Source organism: Mesorhizobium sp. KACC 23794 (assembly GCF_052180275.1).
GTDB lineage: Bacteria > Pseudomonadota > Alphaproteobacteria > Rhizobiales > Rhizobiaceae > Kumtagia.
In genome coordinates this window covers 1,350,499-1,373,469 of sequence record NZ_CP197465.1, presented here as the reverse complement: position 1 = coordinate 1,373,469, position 22,971 = coordinate 1,350,499, and the positions used below count along the sequence as shown (strand labels likewise).

Sequence of the window (22,971 nt, the reverse complement as noted above, 5' to 3'; positions counted from 1 at the left end):
GGCCGGACCGTTCGGTCGGCCCGCGACGTGAAAGTGAGCGCCGTCGATTGGCGGACAGAGATGAGGAAAACCACCATGAAATCGGAAGAAACAACGCCAATGGCCGAAATTGGGAAAACCGCTTGCCTGCCTGACATCGCAGGCAACACCAGACACCTGGTTGCGTCGACAGCGCTTTTTCTCGCAGCCGTGATGGGCGCCGCGCCTGCCTTGGCCGAGGGCTCGGTTACATCGGCAACGTCAAAGAACATCGCGGTTAAGGAAACCGCAGGCGCGGCGCCCGAGGCCACCAGATTATCCGCAAGGCAGGTTCGTGTGGAACGCCGCACCCCCGCTTACTGGCGCGTCACCTTCGACAATCCGCCTTTCAACATCTTCGGGCCGGAAACCATACCGCAGCTCAACGAGGTGGTCACCGAGATCGAGAATGATCCGGAACTGAAGGTTGTGGTCTTCGACAGCGCGGTTCCCGGTTACTTCCTCACCCACTACAATTTCACGCCGCCTTTGTCCGAGTCGACGAGCCTGCCTGCCGGCCCGACCGGGCTCCATCCGCTTCCCGATATGCTGGTTCGTATTTCCCGCGCGCCTGTCGTGTCGATCGCGATGATCCGCGGCAGGGCCACAGGCGTGGGCAGCGAACTCGCGCTGGCAAGCGACATGCGGTTCGCCAGCCGGGAAAAGGCGATCCTGTCGCAATGGGAAGTCGGGGCCGCACTCGTGCCGGGCGGCGGGCCGATGGCGCGCTTGCCGAGGTTGATGGGCCGCGGGCGCGCGCTGGAAATCTTGCTCGGTGCCGACGACATCGGCGGCGAACTGGCCGAGAGGTACGGATACGTGAATCGTGCGCTTCCGGAAGATCAACTGGACGGCTTTGTCGAAGCCTTGGCCATGCGCATCACGACGTTCGACCGCCAGGCCATCGCCGACACCAAACGGCTCGTCGACTTCGCGAGCTTGCCTTCCGACCCGGAGATCGCCGCCGGCTGGGATGCGTTCATCACGTCCGTCCAGCGCCCGGAGGCGCAGTCCAGGATCAAACAGCTCATGGAACTGGGGCTGCAGACCAGCGGCGAGATCGAAGGCCGGCTCGGCCATTACACGGAACTCCTGAGCCAGGACTAGCACCCTCCCCGCCTTCGCCAAACTCAGCAACAAACGCAAACCCGCGCGCCGCTGGCTGCGCAGTCGAACAGGAGAACAACAATGTCCATTTCACAAAAAGGCATCGCGGTGGTGACCGGAGCCTCCTCGGGGATCGGCGCAATCTATGCCGACCGCCTGGCGCGTCGCGGTTACGACCTCATCCTGGTGGCCCGCAATCAAGTCAAGCTCGACGAGGTTGCCAAGCGCATCGCCCGCGCCACCGGCCGCAACGTCCAGGTCACGGCGGCCGATCTCAACTATAAGGCAGACCTGAAACGCATCGAGACGCTGCTGGCGACCTATCCCGGCATCACCATACTGGTCAACAACGCCGGGGTCGGCGCGCTGGTGTCGCTGCTGGAGTCGAATGTCGACGACATGGAGGCGATGATCGAGCTAAACGTAACCGCGCTGACACGGCTCACCTACGCCATGGTTCCGGCGTTGGTGGCGCGCGGAGGCGGCACGATCATCAACATCTCGTCGGCCGTCGCCATAGGACCGGAAATCCTCAACGGCGTCTACGGCGGCACGAAAGCCTTCGTGCTGGCCTTCAGCCAGTCGCTCCACAAGGAGCTTGCCGACAGGAACATCCGCGTCCAGACTGTCCTGCCGGGTGCGACGGCGACCAATTTTTGGGACTCGGCAGGTGGCTCGGTCGGTCAGCTGCCCGAAAAGATGGTCATGCAGGGGGACGATCTGGTCGATTCCGCACTTGCCGGCCTCGACCAGGGCGAACTCGTCACCATCCCGTCGCTCCCGGATGCAGCGGACTGGAATGCCTATGAAGCCGCGCGCCAAAAGCTCATTCCGAACCTCTCGCTGAGCAGATCTCCGGCGCGATACCGGACCGCGGCTGCCGCCTGACGAAGCACTTTTATCGATCAACCTCAAGCCCTTGGAGGCAGAAATGACTAGCGACAAAACACGCATTGAAGCCACGGCCGGCACTCGGAGAGCGCGGCCGCAGGACATGAAGCTCGAGGTGACCGTCATTCCGGTTTCGGATGTCGAGCGCGCCAAGCGCTTTTACAGCAACCTGGGCTGGCGGCTCGACGCCGATTTTCCGGTCGGCGACAGCTTCCGGGTGATTCAGTTCACGCCTCCCGGCTCGCCGGCTTCCGTTCACTTCGGCATCGGCATCACTTCGGCCGCACCCGGTTCGGCAAGCGGAAACTACCTGATCGTCTCGGACATCGAGGCGGCACGCGCCGAGCTCGCCGGCCGGGGCGCCGACGTGAGCGAGGTGTTCCACCGCGGCGGTCCTGGGCAGCCGGCGATCGGCGGCAGGGATCCGCAAGGCCGCAGCTATGTCTCCTTCGCGACATTCAAGGATCCGGACGGCAATGGCTGGCTGCTCCAGGAGATCACCGAGCGCTTTCCCGGACGCGTCGACGGCGACACGGCTTTCGCCTCGGTCGTCGACCTCGCCGCGGCGCTGCGCCGCGCAGCCGCCGCGCATGGCGAGCATGAGAAGCGTGAGGGAGGCAAGCACGACGAGAACTGGCCGGACTGGTACGCCGAATACATGGTCGCCGAACACGCCGGCAAGGAATTGCCGCTTTAGCACTTTCGCCGTGGGCGGCGGCGTGCCGCCGCCCCGTCATCATGCACGACAGTTAGCGGACCAGCCGGCAAACGACAGCTTGATCGGAGACGACGATGAGCGACGCGACATCCACCCGGCGCAGCCCTGACCTGCTCGGCCAGACCGTCGTCGTCATCGGCGGCAGCGCCGGCATCGGGCTGGAGACTGCCCGGCGAGCCCGCTCGGAAGGCGCCGCCATCATTATCACCGGGCGCAATCGCGACCGCCTCGATCGGGCCGCGCTTGAGGTCGAGGCCGACCGCACCGCGGTCTTCGACGCCAACGATCCGGCGGCCCTGGAGGCATTCTTTGAGAGTCTGCCCGACCCGATCGACCACGTCATGGTCACCGCGGGCGCTCCGCGTTACCGCGCTCCCCTCCAAATTCCACCCGAAGAGGCGCGGCACGACCTCACGGAACACCTTTTGCTCGCGATCAATGTCGCGCGCAGCGCCGCGGGCAAGGTCAAGCCGGCCGGCTCGCTGATATTCATGGGTGGCACGGGCGCGCGTCGCCCGCGGCCTGGCCTCGCGATCGTCTCGACGGTCACCGTCGCATTTCCCGCCCTCATAGCCAATCTGGCGCTCGAACTGGCACCGGTTCGCGTCAACCTGATCGCCGCCGGCTTCGTCGATACGCCGCTGTCGGCATCGCTGCTCAGCGAGAATCTCGACAAGCGCCGCGACGAACTCCGCGCGACGCTGCCGATCCGGCGTGTGGTGGAACCGGCCGACGTCGCCGCGCTCGCCGTTCACATCATGAGCAACACTGCGCTGACGGGCGCGACCTACGACATCGACGGCGGTCAGCAACTCATCTCCTGAGACTAGCCGCCAGAAAACCGCCGCAGCACACAAAGAGGCATTGCCATGAACGACTTCGACAAAATCGACGGACGCCGCCGTCACCTGATCGGCGCGGCCGCGATGGGTCTTGCGATCGCAGAGTTCGGCCTGGTTTCGCCGACCTTGGCCGCATCCACGGGGCAAACCGCGGCGACCACATCAGCGGCGGCCAACGCGTTCGGTCCGATCAAGCAGGTCGACGCGGGGCTGCTGAATGTGGGCTACGCGGAGGTGGGGCCGGCAGACGGCGCGCCCGTCATCCTGCTGCATGGCTGGCCCTATGACATCCACACCTATGCCGATGTCGCGCCCCTGCTTGCAGCGGAAGGGTTTCGCGTGATCGTGCCCCATCTTCGTGGCTACGGCACGACGCGTTTCCTGTCGGCAGAGACGATGCGCAATGGCCAGCAGGCCGCGATCGCCGCCGACATCGTCGCGCTGATGGACGCGCTGAAGATCGAGAAGGCGACGATCGGCGGCTGCGACTGGGGCGCCCGCACGGCCAACATCGTTGCAGCCCTGTGGCCGGAGCGCTGCAAGGCGATGGTCTCGGTGAGCGGTTATCTGATCGGCAACCAGCAGGCGGGCAAGCAGCCGCTGCCGCCAAAGGCCGAGTTGCAATGGTGGTACCAGTACTACTTCGCCACCGAGCGCGGCCGCGCCGGTTATGAGAAATACACGCGCGATTTCGCCCGCCTGATCTGGCAGCTCGCATCGCCGCAATGGAAGTTCGAAGACGCCACCTTCGAGCGCAGCGCCACAGCCTTCGACAATCCCGACCATGTCGACATCGTGATGCACAACTACCGCTGGCGGCTTGGGCTGGCGGAGGGCGAAGCCCGATACGACGATCTCGAGAAGCGGCTTGCGCAGGCGCCGGTGATCGCCGTGCCGACGATCACGCTGGAAGGCGACGCCAATGGCGCGCCGCATCCGGAACCGGCTGCCTACGCCAAGATGTTCTCGGGCAAGTACGAACATCGGCTCATCACCGGCGGCATAGGCCACAATCTTCCCCAGGAAGCGCCAAAAGCTTTCGCCAAGGCCGTCATCGACGTCAGCCGGCGTTGATGTCGATGGCCGACCAGATCGCCTGCCGCCGTCCCGAAGCCTGACGGGATACTTGCGCCGCTGCGACGGATCCCTGAAAAGCCCTGTTCAGGCGCTTTCCCGGCTCAACACCTCGAAGCCAAGCCTTACCGACCTGTTCTGGATGGTTTCGCCGCGCAGCCGCGCCAGCAGCAGCCGTCCCGCCTCGACGCCCGTTTCGCGCACCGGGAACCGCACGGTGGTGAGGCTGGGTGTGATCCATCGCGCGATCGGAGTGTCACCGAAGCCGGCGATGGCCAGCCGGCGCGGCACCTCGATCCCGACATCCTGGGCATAGCGGATTGCGCCGACCGCCAGCTGATGTCCCGCGAAGACAACGGCATCGACGCCGGGCGCTTCGTGGAGGATCGAGCCTACAACCTCCCCGCCGCTGCCGCTGCCGGGATCGCTCGTCACCTCATAATGCAAGGGTGGTGTCGCCTCATGCTCCTGGCAGACGAACCGCATACCTTCCAGACGCGCCATCATGCGGCTGTCGTCGAGGCCGGTATGGCCGACAAAGGCCAGCGTCTTGCGTCCCCGCATCAGAAGGTAGCGGCCAAGCGAGGCCCCCGCATCGAAGTTCGAGGAGCCGACGCTGACGTCCAGGGGATGCGGATTGTAGTCGAACATCTCGACCATCGGGATCCGCGCGCGCATCAGAAGTTCGGCGCATTCCGCCGCGCGATCCTTGCCGGTCAGCAGGATGCCGTCAACCCGGTGACCGATGAAGGTGCGCACCAGGTCCAGCTCGTTTGCGGCCCGGAAATGCGAATTGCCGAGCAACAGCTGATAACCCGCCGGCTCCAGCACATCGGCGACGCCTTGCAGCACCATGCCGTGGATCGGATTGGCCAGCGTCGGAACCACCACGCCGACCACCTTGGAACGGCTGGAGGCAAGGCTGGAGGCGACGCGGTTCGGGATATACCCCATCTGCTCCGCGATCTTCAGCACATGCTCCCTCGTCCGCGCCGAAACCCGCCCCGGATTGCTGATGCATCGCGACACGGTGATCGTCGAAACGCCGGCCGCTTCTGCAACGTCTTCGAGCTTCAACCGACCTCTCCCTTCGATCCAAAATAACGGTTGACAGGATCGTTGTCCAAACGTATCCACCAAATGGATAGCGCTGTCCATCGATGTCCACAGGATATCCATCGCCTCATGCGTTGCGGACAGACGATCAGGGGAGCGGAAGGCGTTGCGACGCCGGGACCCGGCGGTTTTGGTGGCGCCAAGGTCTCGATTTGGGGCGCGCGGGGAGGGCGGGACTTTGCCGGACGGGAAACTTCGAGCGGCCGTGGTGGGCGCTGGGTGGTATGCCGCGCAGAACCATATTCCGGCGCTGGCGGCCCGGCCGGAAGTGGCGCTCGACGGTGTCAGCCGTCTGGGTTCACACGACCTGGAAAAGGTCCGGGCGCATTTCGGTTTCGCTTTTGCCTCGGAAGACGCAGCCGCCGTGCTGGCGCGCAACCCCGACATCGTGGTCGTCGCCTCGCCGCATCACCTGCACCACCAGCATGTGATGATGGCGCTGGAGCGTGGCGCGCATGTGCTGTGCGAGAAGCCGATGACGCTCAATCCCTCGCATGCGTGGCAACTGGTGAGCGAAGCCGAGCGGCGGCAGCGCTATCTGCTGATCGCCAACGGCTACAACTATCTCCCGCAGGTGGACGCATTGCGCCGGCGCATTGCCGACGGTGCGGTCGGCACGATCGAGCATGCCATGTGCAGCTTCATTTCCGCCACGCGCGATGTGTTTTCCGGCGAGCGCGGTCTCGAGTCCTGGAAAAGCGCATTCTTCCGCCCGGCCCGCGGCACTTGGCAGGATCCGGCCAATGGCGGGGGTTTTGCCTATGGACAGCTTTCGCATTCGCTGGCTCTGTTGTTCTTCCTGACCGGACTGGCTCCCGTGGCGGTCTCGGCGCTGACGAACCCGGGCTCGGGCGTCGACCTCGCCGACGCCGCAGCGCTGCGCCTCTCCAACGGAGCGGTCGCCTCGCTTTCGGGGGCGGCGGCCATGCCGCAAGGCAACCGCGCGCTGATGCGGCTGTTCCTCACCGGCAGCGAGGGGATGCTGACGGCGGAATTCGATCGCGACTGGTGTGAAATCCGCCGCAACGACGGAGTTGTCGAACGTCTCGACCTGACGGACGGCGCATGGGTCTACAAATGCGACGGCCCGGTGAACGCGCTTGCCGACCTGGCGCTCGGCAAAGGTTCTAATCTCTCTCCAGCCATGATGGGTGCTCAGACGACGGCAACGATTGCCGCCATGCTGGATTCAGCCCGGCAAGGCGGCGCCCCCCGTCCGGTCGCGGGGAGAACCGGGCCATGAACGGCCTCGGACAGCTTCACGTATCCGCCTTCGTGATCAGCATCCGCGAGGGGCAGGTCGACGAATACCGCCGCCGCCATGCGGCGGTCTGGCCTGAAATGCTCGACGCGCTACGCGCCGGCGGCATCGTGCATTACGACATCCATCTCAACGCCATCGAGCGGAAAGCCTATGGCCACGTGCTGCGTGACCGGATCCCGGATCCGGCCGCGCCCGAGCATCCGGCCATCCTTCACTGGCGTGCTTTCATGGCCGATGTCCTGGAGATGGACGGCGATCAGCCGCGACGCGACCCGGTCGAGCATGTTTTCCACTTGACCGCCGAGACCTGAACTCAACGCAATCCAGGGAGGATTTTCATGCGACTTCGACTTTCGGCACTTCTTTGCGGGGCGGCGCTGCTTGCCGGAACCTGCGCCACCTTTGCCCAGGGCCTGCCCGACGTGCCGCGCAACCGCACGCTGATCAGCCAAGGCTGGGACTTCTACAACCAGGTGCCTTCGATCGACAATTTCAATCCCTACGCAGGCGTCCTGCTGCACCAGCGCAACAGCCTGCACTACACTGTTTACGAGGCGCTGTTCTACACCAACCATTTCACCAACGAGCTGATCCCGTGGCTGGGAGAAAGCTACAGCTACAATGGCGACTTCACCGAAGTCACGATCAAGCTGCGGCCTGGCGTCACCTGGAGCGATGGCGAATCCTTCGGCGCCGACGATATCGTCTTTACCATCGACATGCTGAAGGCGGCAGCGCCGGACCTGCTTTTCTCCGGCGCCATCGCCGAGTGGGTCAAGTCGGCCGAGGCCGTCGATCCACTGACCGTCAAGATCACGCTCACCAAGCCCGGCCCGCGCTGGGCACAGGACTTCCTCGCCACCGGTCAGTCGACCCGGCTCGTGGTCGTGCCCAAACACATCTGGGAGGGGCAGGATCCAAAAACCTTCACCAATTTCGATCTCGCCAAGGGCTGGCCGGTCGGCACCGGGCCGTTCAAGCTGGTGAAATCCGATGCGAGTTCGCTGTTCTTCGACCTGCGCGACACATGGTGGGCCAAGGACGCCGGCGTCGCCGCGGCGCTCCCCGAAATCAAGCGTATCATCTACGTGCCGGCCACCGCCGAGGCGATGCCGCAGCTCTACGCGACCAGCCAGATCGACATAGGCCGCAACATCCAGAGCGGCGTTTTCGAGGCCGCGCGTGCGCAGAACCCGAACCTGACGGCCTGGAATGCGGAAGGACCTGTCTGGGGCGCGCCGAACGGCTGCGTCATCGGGCTCCGCTTCAACGTGCAGAAGCCGCCTTTCGACAGTGACGCGCTCCGGCAGGCGGTGAATGCCGCGCTCGACCGCGACCAGATCGTCAACCTCGCCTACGAGGGTTCGGTTCTCAAGGCGGTCCTGCCCTACTCCTCCTACAAGGGCATGCTCGACTACGTCGACAACATGAGCGACACGATCGCCTCGGCCGGGCTCGACGGACGCAGCACCGACAAGGTCGACCAGCTTCTGACCCAGGCCGGCTTCAAGAAGGGCGCGTCGGGCAAATGGGAGCAGCCGGACGGCAAGCCGCTGCAGATGGAGATCCAGATCGGCCAGGGCGATCCGATCGGCCCCGTACTGTCGGAGCAGTTGCAGTCGGCCGGCTTCGACGCCGTGGTGAACGTGCAGCAGATCACGGCACAGACCGAGGCGCTGACCGCCGGCAATTTCGGCATGAGCGTCTATCCGCATTGCGGCAGCCTCTACGATCCGTGGCAGACGCTGGAGCATTTCCACTCCAAATACGCCGCCAAGCCAGGCGAGGCCTCGAAGAACCTGCGGGCGCCGACGCGCTATGCCAATGCCGAACTGGATAAGCTGCTTGACGCCATGCAGGCAAGGCAACCTTCGCCGAAGGACGCCGCCTATATGGACCTCGTCAAGCAGGCGACGGCGATCCTGGCACGCGACCTTCCCGAGATAGCGCTGTTCGAGGAGATCCAGACGCAGCCCTTCAACACCACCTACTGGACGGGGTTCCCGTCCTCGGCCGACCCCTATGTGGCGCAACCGCTGCCATGGGAAGGGTTTGCGCTGGTCATCCACCGCCTTAAGCCGACGCAGCAGTAGACGTCCCGACAAGAGACACATGCCGGAGGCGTCGATGCGCCTCCGGCGGAACTCTTCATTCCTGAGCGAGTCGAAATTGGTCAAGATCAAGGAAATCCGTGCCTTTCCGATCCGCACCGACATGGTGGGTGCGCTGTATCGGGAAGCCGACGCCAAGGCAGGCGCGCCGCGCCGAGCGCCGTGGACGAAGGATGCGGTGGTGGCCGGCCCGATGTCGGGCTACGAGAAATTCAAGAGCCGCCGCTCGAGCTGGCGGTTCGACGGGGCCGTCGGCTGCCTCGTCACGGCCGACGACGGAACCACCGGCTTCGGCATCACGCGCCACGGCCAGCCGGTCGTCACATTGATAAACGACCATTTCGCCACCGTGCTCGAAGGCGAGAACGCTATGGCCACCGACCGGGCCTGGGACATGATGGTGCGCATCGCCATGCCGTACGGGGCCGGCGGCCTGGCCGCATATGCCATCAGCGCCGTCGATCTCGCGCTTTGGGACCTCAAGGGCAAGATCCTGCGCGCGCCCGTCTACGAGATCGCCGGTGGCCCGACCCGCGACAGCATCGAGGCCTACGCCACGGGCAATGACACCGACTGGCACATGGAACTCGGTTTCCGCGCCACCAAGCTGGCCTGCCCCTACGGCGCCTTCGACGGGCTCGACGGCCTTGCGCGCAACGAGGACCTCGTCGCCAGGACCCGCGAACTGGTCGGGCCGGCCGTCGACCTGATGCTCGACTGCTGGCTGGCGCTCGACACCGACTATGCCGTCCGCCTTGCCGAGCGGCTGCGTCCCTACAATCTCGGCTGGATCGAGGACGGGCTGGGACCGGACAATCTCGACGCGCATGCCGCGCTGCGGGCGCGGCTGCCGTGGATGACGCTTGCTGGCGGCGAACACTGGTATGTGCCGCAGGCCTTCCTGCACGCCGCCAGCCGCCAGATGCTCGACGTCTTCCAGCCCGACGTCTGCTGGGCAGCCGGCTTCACCGGATGCCAGCGCATCGCCCACATCGCCGACGCCGCCGGCATCGAGGTAATTCCGCATGCCGGGCTCAACACCCCGTACGGCCAGCATTTCAGCCTCGCCTGCACCGGCATCCGCCGCGGCGAGTATTTCATCGGATCCGCGCCGGGCCAGCCGCTGGAGGACACGCGCATCTTCCCGGGCATGGCCGTACCGAAGGACGGCCGGCTGACGCCGAGCGGCGAACCCGGCTTCGGTCTCGGGCTCACCGACAAGACACTGGACGCGCTCTGCGCCTAGAGGACACCCGATGTACGGCAGATACGTAGCACAGCGCTTCGGCATGATGCTGCTGGTGATCTTCCTCGCGATCACCATCAACTTCATGCTGCCGCGGCTCATGCCCGGCGATCCGATCGAGGCGCAGCTCAACCAGTTGCTGGCGACCGGCGGCTCGGGCGGCGACATCGGCGCGATGGTCGCGTCATACCGCGCCCGGTTCGGCCTCGACCAGCCGCTCGTCAGCCAGTACTTCGCCTACTGGGCCTCGATCCTGCGGCTCGACCTCGGTGTGTCCCTCGCCGCCTATCCTGAGCGCGTGTCGCACGCCATCGCCGCCGGCCTGCCATGGACCGTCGGGCTGCTGGGGTTCGCCACCCTGGTGAGCTTCGGCATCGGCAGCCTGCTGGGGGCAGCCATGGGCTGGCCGCGCACCAGTCCGGCGCTGCGCAACTTCGGCTCGGGCGTGATGCTGCTCTCCTCGGTGCCGTATTTCCTGATCGGCATGATCCTGCTCTATGTCTTCGCCATCGTGCTCAGATGGTTTCCGGCAGGTGGCGGCATGCCGTTCGGCATGTCGCCGGGCCTCGACTGGCAGACCGCCGGCGCGATCGTCTGGCATGGCACGTTGCCGGCGCTTTCCATCATCCTTGCGGAAATCGGCGCCTGGGCGCTCGGCATGCGGGGCATGATCGTCAGCGTGCTCGGGGAGGACTATATCGCGCTGGCCGACGCCAAGGGCCTCAAGCCGCGCCGCATCTTCCTGTGGTACGGCATGCGCAACGCGCTGCTGCCGCAGCTCACCAAGCTGGCGCTGACGCTCGGCCATATCGTCTCGGGGGCCATCCTGGTGGAGGTGACGTTTTCCTATCCGGGCATCGGCTTCCGGCTCTACCAGGCCATCCAGTCCAACGACTATTTCGTCATCCAGGGCATCGTGCTGCTCCTCTCGGTGTCGATCGCTGTCGCCATGTTCATTCTCGATATGATCTATCCTCTCATCGATCCGCGGATCGCCGGAGCGCGGAGTTAAGCCATGGTCCGATTCGCCGCCCTTCGCGCGATAATGGGCAACCGCGCCCTGTTTGCCGGCCTCGTCATCCTGGCGCTGATCTGCCTGCTGGCCATCATCGGCCCGTGGATCGTCGATCCCGCCTCGGCGCGCGTCGGCGCGACGATACCGCGGCGCCCGCCCTCGCTCGATCACTGGCTGGGCACCGACGGGCAAGGCCGCGACATGCTGACGGTGCTTGCGTTCGCCATGCCCCAGACGCTGAAGATCGGTCTCGCCGCCGGGCTCATCAGCCTCACCGTCGGCGTCGTGCTGGGTCTTGTCGCGGGCTTTTCCGGCGGCATCGTCGACGTCGCCGTCCGGCTTGCCTCCGACGTGATGATGACCATACCCGGCATCGCCATCCTTGTGCTTGTCGCCTCTAACGTGCGCGAGATGACGGTCGGCCTGATGGCGCTCATCGTGGCGTCGCTGTCCTGGATGGTGGCGACGCGCACCATCCGCGCGCAGACCCTGTCGCTGCGCGAACGCGGCTACATCCAGGTCGCCCGGCTGAACGGATCCTCGGGACTGGAACTGATCTTCGTCGAAGTCCTGCCCAACCTCCTGCCCTTCATCGCCGCGAGCTTCGTCATCACCGTCTCCAACGCGATGCTCGCGACCGTCGGGCTGGAGGCGCTGGGGCTTGGGCCGCAGAACGATCTCACGCTCGGCATGACGATCTACTGGGCGCAGTTCTACGGCGCGATCCTGCGCGGCTTCTGGTGGTGGTGGGGTCCGCCGATCCTCGCCATCTCGTTCATCTTCGTCGGGCTGATGCTGACCTCGGTGGGGATAGACGGCTTTGTCAACAAGCGGATGGGGTCGTCGACATGAACCCCGTCCTCGACATCCGCAACCTCACCATCGAGTACGACACGCCCACCGGCGTCTTCACCGCGGTCAGGAACGTCAGCTTTTCGCTGGCGCCCGGCGAACGCTTCGGCCTCGTCGGCGAATCCGGATCGGGAAAGTCGACGACCATCCTGGCGCTGATGCGGATGCTGCGCGGCGGCCGCGTCGCCTCGGGCGACCTGCTGCTCAACGGCCGCGACGTCAGCGCGATTCCGGAGCGCGAATTTCGAACCGTCAGGTTCGCCCAGATGTCGCTGGTGCCGCAGGGAGCGATGAGTTCGCTGAATCCGGTGCTCAGGATCGGCCGGCAGATCGGCGACCTCTTCGACGACCATGGGGTGCGGCATGGCCGCGACGAGCGTCGCCGCGCGATAGGCTCGCTGCTGCAGCGCGTCGGCCTTCCGCCGGAAGCGCAGGACCGCTTTCCGCACGAGCTTTCCGGCGGCATGAAGCAGCGCGTCTGCATCGCCATGTCGATCGCGCTGGGGCCGAGCCTCATCCTGGCGGACGAACCGACCAGCGCACTCGACGTCATGGTGCAGAAGCAGGTCCTGGCGACGCTCGGCCGCGTCCAGAAGGATCTTGGCGCGGCAATCGTGCTGATCGGCCACGACATGGCGCTGATGGCGCATTTCGTCGACAGGATCGGCGTCATGTATCGCGGCGAACTCGTGGAGATGGGACCGGTGCGGGAGGTGTTCGCCTCGCCGAAGCATGACTACACACGGATGCTGATCGAGTCGCTGCCGTCCTTCGATGCTCCGCGTGCCTTGCGGCGCGCCGCGCAAGGTGCAACCTTCGCCCGGGGAGGCTGACATGTCCGGCGTGATCGAAGTGCGCAATGTCGACGTGGATTTTTCCGGCGGCATGGGCCGTCCGGCCCTGTCGGACATCACCCTTAATGTCGGCGGCACGCCGGCGATCACCGCCGTCGTCGGCGAGAGCGGCAGCGGCAAGACGACACTGATCCGCATGCTGCTCGGCTTCCAGAACCCGACGCGCGGCGAGGTGCTCTACGATGGCCAGTCCGTGGCCCGTCTCCCGGGCGCGGCGCGAAAACGCTTCCGGCGGCAGGTGCAGGCGATCTTCCAGGACCCGTTCGAAGCGTTCAATCCTTTCTATCGGATCGATCACCCGCTGCGCGTGCCGCTGAGGGCATTCGGCATCGCGTCGTCCAAGGACGAGGCCTATGCGAGGATCGAGACCGCGCTGCGCCGCGTCGGCCTCGATCCGGCACGGACGCTCGGCAAATACCCGCACCAGCTCTCGGGCGGGCAGCGGCAACGCATCATGATCGCACGGGCGCTTCTGCTCGATCCCAGGATCATCCTCGCCGACGAGCCGGTGTCGATGGTCGATGCGTCGCTGCGGTCTACGATCCTTGAAATCCTCCACGGGCTGAACCGCGACCTCGGCATTTCGCTGATCTACGTCACCCACGATCTCGCCACGGCCTATCAGGTGGCCGACACGATCGTCGTGCTGCATGGCGGCCAGGTCATGGAAGTCGGCGCGGCGGAGGAGGTGATCCAGCGACCCGCCCACCCCTATACGCGCGCGCTGATCGATGCGGTCCCCTCTCCCGATCCGGACAAGCCATGGAATCTGGATGATGACACCGACGCCCCGCGAGCGTTTCTGCCGGCCGGGCGCATGGCGCTCTATCCGTCCGGCCCGCTGCGCGCCATCGCCGCCCCCTTGCGCGAGGACGAGAAGCCAATCACCGCCGCGGCGGTCCAGGATGCGGTCGCCAGGGCAAGGACGCCGCATGTCGCCGACGCAGGGACGGCGGGATGATCCTCGACGCCCACTGCCACATCTGGGAGTCATGGCCATACCAGCCGGCGGTACCCGATCTGCTGACGCGCGCGCGGGCCGAGCAACTGCTGTTCGAAATGGACGCGAACGGCGTGGAGCACGCGGTCGTGATCTGTGCGGCGATCGGAGGAAACGACCACAACGCCGACTATGCATTCGAAGCCGCCCGCCGCCATCCCGGCCGATTGACCGTCTTTCCCGATATCGAATGCCGATGGTCGAAGGACTATCGCAAGCCGGGCGCGGCGGAGCGTCTGCGCGCAGCGCTGGACCGCTGGCAGTTTGCCGGTTTCACGCTGTATCTCGACGAGGCGGAGGACGGCACATGGCTGACGAGCGAGGAAGGCGTCGCCTTCTTCCATCTGGCCGCCGGCCATGGCCTGATCGCCAGCCTTTCGGTGCTGCCCCACCAGATCGCGCGTGTGGTGGATCTTGCACGCATGGCGCCCGATCTCACGATCCTTCTGCACCATTTCGCCTTCCTGGGCCCGCGCTCGAACACGAAACCCGACGGCGCCGATATCGTTCTGCGGGCGGCGGCCATGCCGAACGTCTTCGTGAAATATTCGGGCATGGGCAACGTCGCCGCACCGGGACAGGAATTTCCCTATCCCGAACTGCGGTGGATCCCGCAAAAGCTTGCCCTCGCCTTCGGATCCGCCCGCATGATCTGGGGATCGGACTATCCGGTGTCGCGCCGCCACTTGACCTATGCGCAAACACTGTCCCTGCTCACCCGCCACGGCCCGTTCACCCCGGGCGAACTTCCCGCCGTGCTCGGCGACAACATGCGGCGCCTGCTGGAAAGGCAGCGCACCCAACCAACGATATAAAGCGACATAGGAGAACTGGACGTGAACCAAATTGATCTTGCCGGGCAGGTTGCCGTCGTCACCGGCGGCGCCCAGGGACTTGGCTTTGCGATAGCGAAGCGCATCGTGGCCTCCGGCGCCAGGGTTTCGCTGTGGGACATGGACGCCAGATTGCTCGATGCCGCGGTTGCCGAACTGGGCGAGGCCGCCCGCTCGGTGGCGGTCGACATCACCGACCCGGCGGCCATCGTCGAGGCGCATGCCAGGACCGAGGCCGAACTCGGTGCCGTCTCGATCCTGGTGAATTCCGCGGGTGTCGCCGGAGCCAATCATACGCTCGACGAGTACCCGCTGGACGAGTGGCGGCGTGTCGTCGACATCAATCTCAACGGCACGTTCTACGTCAACAGGGCCGTCGTTCCGAGCATGAAGGCGCGCAGTTACGGGCGCATCGTCAACATCGCCTCGATCGCCGGCAAGGAAGGCAACCCCAACGCCAGCGCCTACTCCGCATCGAAGGCCGGCGTGATCGGACTGACCAAGTCGCTCGGCAAGGAGCTTGCCGGCCTCAACATCGCAGTGAACTGCATCACGCCCGCCGCGGCCCGCACCCGCATCTTCGACCAGATCACGCAGCAGCACATCGACTACATGCTCTCGAAGATCCCCCGCGCCCGCTTCCTCGAAGTCGACGAGGCCGCCAACATGGTCGCCTGGCTGGTCTCGGCCGAAAACAGCTTCACCACCGCCTCGGTGTTCGATCTGTCGGGCGGCCGCGCCACATACTGAGGCCGACGCCCGCGTCACCTTGCAGCGGAGGTTGCCCTTCCGCGTACCGGTCAGCGGATTGCGGGACTTTCCCGCGCGCCGACCGGGGCACAGCTGTCTCCCACCACCAGGGACGGCTGAAAAACAATGTTCCGCTGGTCGATCTCGCCGCCACGCTTGATCCGATCGACCAGCAGGCGCACCGCCTCGTTGGTCATGTCGACGAGCGGATGCTCGGTCCGCGTCAGGCGGGGGCGCAGGCCGCCGATGCCGGGGATCGTGTCCGTGGACGCGATCGAGATATCCACTGGGCACCGGAGACCCAGATCGGCAATGGCGCGCATCGCTCCCAGCGCCATCAGGCCGCTTGCCACATAGAGCGCGGTTGGCCGGTCCGGCGGCTCGAGCAGGCTGCGCGCCACCGAATAGGCCGCGTCCTCACGGAATTCGCCCGAACGTATGTCGCGCGGCTCCGGGGCCAGGCCCCGCGATTTCATCGCCGCCAGCATTCCTTCCTGGCGGCCGCGTCCCGTTGTGAGATGCAGCGGTCCGGTTATCGCGCCGACACGGGTGTGGCCAAGGTCGAGCAAGTATTCGGTTGCCTGCCGGCCCGCGGAGAAATTGTCGATGGTGATGGTGTCCGACCTGTCGTCCTCGACGGTACGCCCGAACAGCACGGTGGGAAGCGGTTTCTCCTTGGGGTCGCGCTGCAGATGCTTGGTGGAATCGCCGACCGGAACCAGCAGCACCCCGTCGCAGGAGAGCATGCGGACACGGCTCAGGATGCGCTGCTCCGCTTCCGGCTTCTCGTCGCTGTTGAACACCACCAGCGAATAGCCCCAAGCGGCCACGGCCGCCTCGGCCGCCCAGACGACACGCGAGAAGAAGGGGTTGGCAAGGTCGGCAACGACCAGGGCGATCAACTGGCTGCGGCCGCGCTTGAGATTCTGGGCCGCCAGCGAGGGGGAATAGCTGAGCTCCCTGATGGCGGCCAGCACGCGGGCGCGCAGCGTTGGGCTCACATAGGCGGAATCGTTGATGACGGCAGACACCGTCGCGGTGGACACGCCTGCCGAGCGTGCAACATCTTTGATCGTCGACATGCTGAAACCTAGCTAATCGTTTAGCTGAGTTTTGCTGCATAAAATGTGCCTGTCTAGGGCTTATCGGCAATAAAAACCGCTTGATTGGCCGCCTTGTTTGCTTAAGCTAGCGAAACGGTTCGTTGAACAGGCAGCCGTTCAGGGAGGAAACATGAAACAGTTTGTAGTGGGCGCCGCGCTTGCGGCCATAGGTCTTGGCATCGTGCCGGCATCGGCGCAGGACAAGCCGCTTGTTGGCATCGTCTCGATCTCGGCCACCGAGGCCAACAATGCACGTTACATCAAGGGCGCGGAGGCCGCGGCCAAGGAACTTGGCTGGGACGTTTCGGTCATCGACGCGGCCGGCAGCGCCGATCAGGCCAACGCCGCGATCCAGAATTTTGCGCAGCGCGGCGCCACCGCGATCGTCGACATGGTGTTCCCGTTCTCGTCCATTGGCGCCGGACTCGACTCGGCAAAATCGGCGAACATCCCCGTTGTCACCTGGGGTGGCGGGCTTGGCAGCACGGTCGCTGCGACCAACGGCTCCGGAGGCCCTATGGTTCTGCCGGTCAACGAATTGATGCTCAAGGCGATGGAAGGCAAGGGCTCGCTGCTCGTGCTCGCGTACCGGACAGGCGAGGTCTGCCGGAACCGCGAAGTCGAACTCGACAAGGCGCTCACCGCCTATCCTGACGTCAAGGTGACCAAGAACGAGGTGCGCATCCCAGGCTATTTCGAGGACGGCGCGCAATATGCCAATGCCTGGCTCGCCGCGCATCCGGCCGGCGACGAGAAGCTGGCGATATGGGGCTGCTGGGACGATCCGGCGATCGGCGCCATCGGCTCGCTGCGCGCCCAGGGCCGCGACGACGTCAAGGTCTATGGCGTCAACGGCAACGCCCAGGCGCTGGAGAATATCAAGAACGGCTTCATGACGGCCACCGCCTGGCAGGACAGCTACACGGAGGGCTACAACATGATCAAGCTGCTGCCCGAGATCCAGAAGGCAGGCGCGGATTGGCAGCCCAAGGCGGTTGAAGTGCCGGCGGTGCTGGTCACCAAGGAAACGGTCGAGAAATTCATCGCCGACCACCCCGATGCCATCAAGTAGGTTTCGGCGTAAAAACTGATCATGAACCACGTGTCTGGGTCGATGGGGACGCCCACGGCGCCCCCATTCATTTCGGCGGTCGCCGTGACCAAGTCGTATGGCGGTGCGCAAGCTCTGCGCGGCGTGTCGCTGTCGATTGCGCCCGGAGAAGTGCATGGCCTGGTCGGCGCCAACGGCGCCGGCAAGTCCACGCTGATCAAGATCCTTGCCGGACTGACGGAGCCGGACAGCGGGGAGGTTTTCGTCGACGGCCAGCCAACCGCTATCGGTTCGCCGCATCGCGCCAATGACCTTGGCATGAGCTTCATCCACCAGGAAGTTGCATTCGTGCCGGGCATGACGGTGCTCGAAAACGTCATGCTCGGCCTGCCCAAGAAAACACGCTTCGGCATGGTCGACTGGCCGGCGATCGCGCGCGACGTCGCGCCCATCGCCAAGCGGGTCGGCGTCACAGCGCCCCTTCAAGCGACAGCCAAGGGCCTGTCGACCGCCGAGAACTGGCTGATCAACATCGCCCGCGCGCTGGTGCGCAAGGCGCGCCTGATCGTCATGGACGAGCCGACCGCCTCGCTGTCGGCGAGCGAATGCCAGAAACTGTTCGCCATCATCCGCGACCTGTCCGCGTCCGGCGTGGCGGTCCTCTATGTCTCTCACCGGCTGGACGAGATTCTCGACCTTTGCAACCGCGTGACGGTGTTCCGCGACGGCCGCTCGGTGGCGGAACTCGACCGCCTGCAACTCACCCGCCCCGCGCTGGTCGAAGCGATCGTCGGCGGCGCCGTGGAGCATTTGGCCAAGGCGCGCGACGACGTGACGACGAGCGAGATCGTGCTTTCCGTTCGCGGAATGCAAAGGCTGCCCAAGGTCAAGGACGCGAGCTTCGACCTGCATCGCGGCGAGGTCCTGGGCATAGCCGGGCTAGTCGGCGCCGGCCGCAGCGAGCTGGCGCGCCTGCTCTACGGGGCTGACCTGCCGGATGCCGGCACGATGGTGCTGGAAGGCAGGCCCTACGCGCCGAGGACGCCAGCCGCCGCGGTGCGCGCCGGGCTCGGCCTGGTTCCAGAGGAGCGGCGGACGGAAGGATTGCTGCTAACCAAATCGGTTGCCTTCAACATCAGCCTGACCAATCTGAACGCCATCCTGGCCAACGCCATGCTGCCGTTCATCAGTTCCCGCAAGCGCGCCGGCATGGCGAGCAACATCATTCGCGACCTTTCCATCAAGGCACAGTCTCCGGACCAGCCCGTCGGGCGCCTCAGCGGCGGCAACCAGCAGAAGGTGGTGATCGGCCGCTGGCTGCAATCGAAACCGAAGGTGCTGATCCTCGACGAGCCGACGCGCGGCGTCGACATCGGCGCGCGAGGCGAGATCCATCGCCTGATCCGTGACCTTGCCGCAAAGGGCATGGCGGTGCTGGTCATCTCCTCCGAGCCGGACGAGTTGCCGGATCTTTGCGACCGCGCGCTGGTGATGACCGAGGGCCGCATCGTGCGCGAGCTTTCCGGCAGGCATGTCACGCGCAACGCCATCATCGAAGCAAGCTACGCCGCAGCGGCGGAAAGGGTCCCGGGATGAGTGAGGTCGGCCACACCACACGGCGCCTGTCGCCCGGCTCGAAGGCGGCGCTCGGCGTGTTCGCGCGCTACGGCACGATCATCGGGCTGGTCGTGATGATCATCGTCTTCTCGATCCTGTCGCCACGCGCTTTCCCGACCGTCACCAACTTCACCAATGTGCTGAGCCAGGCTTCGCTGGCGATGATCATCGCCGGCGGCCTCACCATGGCGGTCATCGTCGGTGAACTCGATCTCTCGGTCGGTTATGCCGCCAGCCTGCATGGCGTGCTGGTCACCGGGCTGATCGTCCAGAACCAGCTTCCCATCCCCGTGGCCATCGTCATCGTGCTGGCGCTGGGCGCCCTCATCGGCGTCGTCAACGGGCTGATCGTCACCAAGCTGAAGGTCAATTCGGTTATCGCCACGCTCGGCGTGGGCACCATCCTGGTCGGCGTCTCCTTCGCCTATTCCTCCGGCGTGCCGATCGTCTCCGGTGTACCGGAGACCTTCCTGCAACTGGCGCTAGGCCGCTGGCTGTTCGGCATTCCCAACCCGATCATCGTCATGGCGCTGGTGCTCGGCGGGCTGTGGCTGCTGGTCGAGCGCACAGCGATCGGCCAGGAGATCCAGGCGGTGGGCGGCAATCCGGCGGCGGCGCGGCTGGCCGGCATCAACGTCGACCGCATCAAGATCCTGGGTTTCGTGCTGTCCGGCATGTGCGCGGCGCTCACCGGAACGCTGCTCGCATCGCGGCTCGGCAGTGGCACGACCAATGCGGCGGATGCCTACCTGCTGACCGCCTTCGCCGCCGTATTCCTCGGTTCGGCGACGCTGCGCGACGGCGAGTTCCACATTCTCGGCACCTTCATCGGCTCGCTGATCATCGTGCTCGGCTTCAATGGATTGAACATTTTCGGCGCCCCCACCTATTCGCAATTCGTCTTCCAGGGCGCCATCCTGATCGTCGCGGTCGGCCTCGCCAGCCTCGGCCGCTCGCTCGCCGAAGGCTGAAGGGGGTTTGTATGCCGGACCAGAACATGCATTGGGACGTCTACGTGCTGGAATATGCGCGTTCCAAGGACCAGCCCTGGGTCGACCTGATCAGCGGCATGTACCAGGACGGCGTCATGGACCTGCCCTTCTCGTTCATCCTCGCCCGGCGCGGCGACCGCAACGTGCTGGTCGACACCGGTTTCATGCAGGACGATCACAGCTTTTCCCAAAAATTCGGCGTCCCCTACTGGATTTCGCCGCTGAGGATGCTGGGCGAACTCGGCATCGAACCGGGCGGCATCACCGACATCTTCGTCACCCATGCGCATTTCGACCATATGGGTTCGATTGGCGAGTTCCCGAATGCCCAGATCTACATCCAGAAAAGCGAGCTTTTGTCGTGGTACGAGGCGATCGCCCTGCCGAAGCGGTTTTCCCATCTCACCGCTATCATCGATCCCGACAACCTTCGGTCGGCGCTGGATGCGTCCATCGAACACCGGGTGACGCTGGTAGACGGCGACAAGGACAATGTGCTGGCGGGTATCCATGTTCGCCTGGGCAGCGGCCACACGATCGGCCAGCAATTCATCGTCATCGAGACCGAGGCCGGGCGACGCACCATCTCCGGCGACTGCGTCTATTCGCGGCGCCAGTTCACCGGCCACAATCACGACGGGGTCTATGTGCCGCTGAACAATGCCGTCGGCAGCGTCTGGGAACAGCTGAAAACAATCGACAAGATGAATGACGAGCTTGGCGGCGACCTGTCGAAACTCGTCATCCTTCACGACATCGAGCGCTGGAAGGGCTTTCCGGTCGTCAAGGAGGTCGAGGGTTTCCGGATCGTCAAGGTGATCTGATGACCGAGAACGCACGATAGCTCGACCCACGCGACCAAGGCGGTCAACGAAGCCGCGCTTGAGTTCGGCATGCCCATAGCGGCATTTGGACCGACGCGCACACCTGGCCGGCATGATGACAGGGGCGGAACGCCGCCCAGCGGCGTCCCGCGCCTTCGCTCGCAAGCCTAGTTCTTGACGACGTCTTCCAGGAAGAACCGGCCCAAGGGGTTCTGGTAGAAGTTCTCGATGTTCTTGCGCGAGACGTTGATGAACGGGCTGTAGTAGAGGTCGATCCAGTTCACGTCCTCCTTGGCCGTCTTCTGGATCTCGATGTACATCTGTTCGCGCTTGGCCGGATCCATCTCGACGCGAGCGGCCGCGACCAGATCCTTGACCTTCTCGTTGTTGTATCGGGTCATGTAGTTCATGTTGGCGTCGTGGCCAACGACGAAGGTGGTCTTCTGGTCGGGGTCGAGGATGTCGTTCGTCCAGTAGTTGACCCCAACGTCATAGTCGCCGGCCACCAGCATGTCCCATTCCTGGCTGGGATCGACCTTCTGGATGTTGACGGTGACGCCGGCCTTGGACAGCTGCTGCTGCAACAGCACGGCGGTCTGCTCGACGATCTCGTCGCCGGCGCGCACCACGTAGTTGAGCGTCAGGTCGGAGGCGCCGGCGTCGGCCAGCATCTGCTTGGCCTTCTCGGGGTCGTAGGGGCGCTTCAGATTGTCGGCATAGTAGTAGAGCGCGCCCTTCGGCACGTAGGAATTGGCCACCTCGCCGTATCCGAAGGTCACCGTGTCGACGACTGCCTGCTCGTCGATGGCCATGTCGAGGGCCTGCCGCACTTCCTTCTTCGCCAGCGCGCCCTTCTCGTGGTTGATCAGCAGATGATCCTCGCGGGTGGACGGGTCGAGATGGACGGTGAGGTTCGGATCCTTCTGCAACTCGGCGACGCGCGAGAACGGCACGAAGATCGCGGTGTCGAGCTGGCCTGCCTGCACGTTCAGCATACGGGTATTGTCGTCCGGCACGGAGATCCACTCGATGCCGTCGAGGCTGACGCGATCGGCCTGCCAGAAATTGGGATTCTTCTGGAGGATGACGCGGTCGCCGCGCCGCCATTCGGTGATGGTGAAGGCACCGGAGCCGATCGGCGTCTCGGCGTACTTCTCCGCGCCGAGCGTCTCAAAGCCCTTCTTGGAAAGGATCGACGCGATCGGGAAGGCAAGTGTGGCCAGGAACGGCGCGGTCGGCTGCTTCAGCTTGATCGTGACGGTCTTCGGGTCGGGAGCCTCGACGCTCTCCATCACCTTGAAGGGATCGGCCCAGAGCGAGCCCTCGTCGTCGCGGATGCGCGTGAGGCTGAAGATGACATCCTCGGCGGTCAGGTCGGAGCCGTCCGAGAATTTCGCATCGCGCAGCTTCAGCGTGTAGGTCAGTCCGTCCGGGCTGACCTCCCAGCTTTCCGCCAGGCCCGGCTCCAGCTTGGTGCCGGTCTTGTCGACACGGATCAGCACGTCATAGACGTTGGCGAACACCCAGAGATCGATGTTCTGTGCGGTCTTGATCGGGTCGAAGGTCGTCGAATCCTCGCGGCGGCCGATGGTCAGCACGCCGGCGGCCTCGGCGATGGTCGCTCCGATGGAAAGGCTGGTCATCACCGTGACCAGGCCGATCCGCATCCACTTGCTCTTCAACATCTGCATTC

The 22,971-nt window shown here is 65.0% G+C and carries 22 protein-coding genes; 19 read left to right on the top strand and 3 right to left on the bottom strand.

Annotated elements, in window-relative coordinates; translation table 11 throughout:
- Window positions 1-75 precede the first annotated feature (75 nt).
- The 5 genes from ACSBOB_RS06890 (at window position 76) to ACSBOB_RS06870 (ending at window position 4,650) form a co-directional block, all read left to right on the top strand.
- Window positions 76-1,125, top strand: a complete 1,050-nt coding sequence (locus tag ACSBOB_RS06890) for an enoyl-CoA hydratase/isomerase family protein (RefSeq protein ID WP_442581699.1) — start codon at window positions 76-78, stop codon at window positions 1,123-1,125.
- An 81-nt stretch (window positions 1,126-1,206) separates the two neighbouring features.
- The gene (locus tag ACSBOB_RS06885) at window positions 1,207-2,013 is read left to right on the top strand and encodes an SDR family NAD(P)-dependent oxidoreductase (RefSeq protein WP_442581698.1); all 807 of its coding nucleotides are present in this window, start codon (window positions 1,207-1,209) and stop codon (window positions 2,011-2,013) included.
- A gap of 43 nt (window positions 2,014-2,056) precedes the next feature.
- Window positions 2,057-2,713 carry a VOC family protein gene (locus ACSBOB_RS06880; RefSeq protein ID WP_442581697.1) on the top strand — a complete coding sequence of 219 codons (657 nt, stop codon included), beginning with the start codon at window positions 2,057-2,059 and terminating at the stop codon, window positions 2,711-2,713.
- 95 nt (window positions 2,714-2,808) lie between these two features.
- Entirely contained in the window at window positions 2,809-3,558 is a 750-nt protein-coding gene (locus tag ACSBOB_RS06875; protein ID WP_442581696.1) for an SDR family oxidoreductase, read from the top strand.
- A gap of 45 nt (window positions 3,559-3,603) precedes the next feature.
- Complete coding sequence (locus ACSBOB_RS06870) at window positions 3,604-4,650, top strand: alpha/beta fold hydrolase (RefSeq protein WP_442581695.1); 1,047 nt, start codon at window positions 3,604-3,606, stop codon at window positions 4,648-4,650.
- Between the two features lie 87 nt (window positions 4,651-4,737).
- Here ACSBOB_RS06870 and ACSBOB_RS06865 read toward each other — a convergent pair whose 3' ends face one another.
- Window positions 4,738-5,727: a LacI family DNA-binding transcriptional regulator gene (locus ACSBOB_RS06865; protein WP_442581694.1), complete on the bottom strand. Its 990-nt coding sequence runs from the start codon at window positions 5,725-5,727 to the stop codon at window positions 4,738-4,740.
- Window positions 5,728-5,944: 217 nt separating this feature from the next.
- On the opposite strand from ACSBOB_RS06865, the gene ACSBOB_RS06860 reads away from it, so the two are divergent.
- The 10 genes from ACSBOB_RS06860 to ACSBOB_RS06815 all read left to right on the top strand — a co-directional run bounded on the left by ACSBOB_RS06860 (window position 5,945) and on the right by ACSBOB_RS06815 (window position 15,691).
- Entirely contained in the window at window positions 5,945-7,009 is a 1,065-nt protein-coding gene (locus ACSBOB_RS06860) for a Gfo/Idh/MocA family protein (protein ID WP_442581693.1), read from the top strand.
- A complete protein-coding gene (locus ACSBOB_RS06855; protein ID WP_442581692.1) occupies window positions 7,006-7,341 on the top strand; it encodes an L-rhamnose mutarotase in 336 nt (111 codons plus the stop codon). Before ACSBOB_RS06860 ends, ACSBOB_RS06855 begins: the two co-directional genes overlap by 4 nt.
- A gap of 27 nt (window positions 7,342-7,368) precedes the next feature.
- Window positions 7,369-9,123, top strand: coding sequence for an ABC transporter substrate-binding protein (locus ACSBOB_RS06850; protein ID WP_442581691.1), 1,755 nt, complete (start codon window positions 7,369-7,371; stop codon window positions 9,121-9,123).
- A gap of 76 nt (window positions 9,124-9,199) precedes the next feature.
- Window positions 9,200-10,387, top strand: a complete 1,188-nt coding sequence (locus ACSBOB_RS06845) for an enolase C-terminal domain-like protein (RefSeq protein WP_442581690.1) — start codon at window positions 9,200-9,202, stop codon at window positions 10,385-10,387.
- 10 nt (window positions 10,388-10,397) lie between these two features.
- Window positions 10,398-11,399 carry an ABC transporter permease gene (locus tag ACSBOB_RS06840; protein WP_442581689.1) on the top strand — a complete coding sequence of 334 codons (1,002 nt, stop codon included), beginning with the start codon at window positions 10,398-10,400 and terminating at the stop codon, window positions 11,397-11,399.
- A gap of 3 nt (window positions 11,400-11,402) precedes the next feature.
- Complete coding sequence (locus ACSBOB_RS06835; RefSeq protein WP_442581688.1) at window positions 11,403-12,254, top strand: ABC transporter permease; 852 nt, start codon at window positions 11,403-11,405, stop codon at window positions 12,252-12,254.
- Window positions 12,251-13,087 (top strand): ABC transporter ATP-binding protein, encoded by an 837-nt coding sequence (locus ACSBOB_RS06830; RefSeq protein WP_442581687.1) that lies wholly within the window; start codon window positions 12,251-12,253, stop codon window positions 13,085-13,087. Before ACSBOB_RS06835 ends, ACSBOB_RS06830 begins: the two co-directional genes overlap by 4 nt.
- A gap of 1 nt (window position 13,088) precedes the next feature.
- Window positions 13,089-14,069 (top strand): ABC transporter ATP-binding protein, encoded by a 981-nt coding sequence (locus ACSBOB_RS06825; RefSeq protein WP_442581686.1) that lies wholly within the window; start codon window positions 13,089-13,091, stop codon window positions 14,067-14,069.
- Window positions 14,066-14,923 carry an amidohydrolase family protein gene (locus ACSBOB_RS06820; protein ID WP_442581685.1) on the top strand — a complete coding sequence of 286 codons (858 nt, stop codon included), beginning with the start codon at window positions 14,066-14,068 and terminating at the stop codon, window positions 14,921-14,923. The genes ACSBOB_RS06825 and ACSBOB_RS06820 overlap by 4 nt, the downstream gene beginning before the upstream one ends.
- A gap of 21 nt (window positions 14,924-14,944) precedes the next feature.
- A complete protein-coding gene (locus ACSBOB_RS06815) occupies window positions 14,945-15,691 on the top strand; it encodes an SDR family NAD(P)-dependent oxidoreductase (protein ID WP_442581684.1) in 747 nt (248 codons plus the stop codon).
- A 50-nt stretch (window positions 15,692-15,741) separates the two neighbouring features.
- Here ACSBOB_RS06815 and ACSBOB_RS06810 read toward each other — a convergent pair whose 3' ends face one another.
- A complete protein-coding gene (locus tag ACSBOB_RS06810; RefSeq protein ID WP_442581683.1) occupies window positions 15,742-16,773 on the bottom strand; it encodes a LacI family DNA-binding transcriptional regulator in 1,032 nt (343 codons plus the stop codon).
- Between the two features lie 151 nt (window positions 16,774-16,924).
- On the opposite strand from ACSBOB_RS06810, the gene ACSBOB_RS06805 reads away from it, so the two are divergent.
- From ACSBOB_RS06805 to ACSBOB_RS06790, 4 genes are read left to right on the top strand one after another with little or no spacing between them, the layout of a single operon-like run.
- Complete coding sequence (locus tag ACSBOB_RS06805; RefSeq protein WP_442581682.1) at window positions 16,925-17,866, top strand: sugar ABC transporter substrate-binding protein; 942 nt, start codon at window positions 16,925-16,927, stop codon at window positions 17,864-17,866.
- A gap of 42 nt (window positions 17,867-17,908) precedes the next feature.
- The gene (locus ACSBOB_RS06800) at window positions 17,909-19,441 is read left to right on the top strand and encodes a sugar ABC transporter ATP-binding protein (protein ID WP_442583666.1); all 1,533 of its coding nucleotides are present in this window, start codon (window positions 17,909-17,911) and stop codon (window positions 19,439-19,441) included.
- Window positions 19,438-20,433, top strand: coding sequence for an ABC transporter permease (locus ACSBOB_RS06795; RefSeq protein ID WP_442581681.1), 996 nt, complete (start codon window positions 19,438-19,440; stop codon window positions 20,431-20,433). Before ACSBOB_RS06800 ends, ACSBOB_RS06795 begins: the two co-directional genes overlap by 4 nt.
- Before the next feature lie 11 nt (window positions 20,434-20,444).
- Window positions 20,445-21,278 carry an MBL fold metallo-hydrolase gene (locus tag ACSBOB_RS06790; protein WP_442581680.1) on the top strand — a complete coding sequence of 278 codons (834 nt, stop codon included), beginning with the start codon at window positions 20,445-20,447 and terminating at the stop codon, window positions 21,276-21,278.
- A 167-nt stretch (window positions 21,279-21,445) separates the two neighbouring features.
- On the opposite strand, the gene ACSBOB_RS06785 is transcribed toward ACSBOB_RS06790, so the two are convergent.
- Window positions 21,446-22,945 carry an ABC transporter substrate-binding protein gene (locus ACSBOB_RS06785; protein WP_442583665.1) on the bottom strand — a complete coding sequence of 500 codons (1,500 nt, stop codon included), beginning with the start codon at window positions 22,943-22,945 and terminating at the stop codon, window positions 21,446-21,448.
- Window positions 22,946-22,971: the final 26 nt, after the last annotated feature.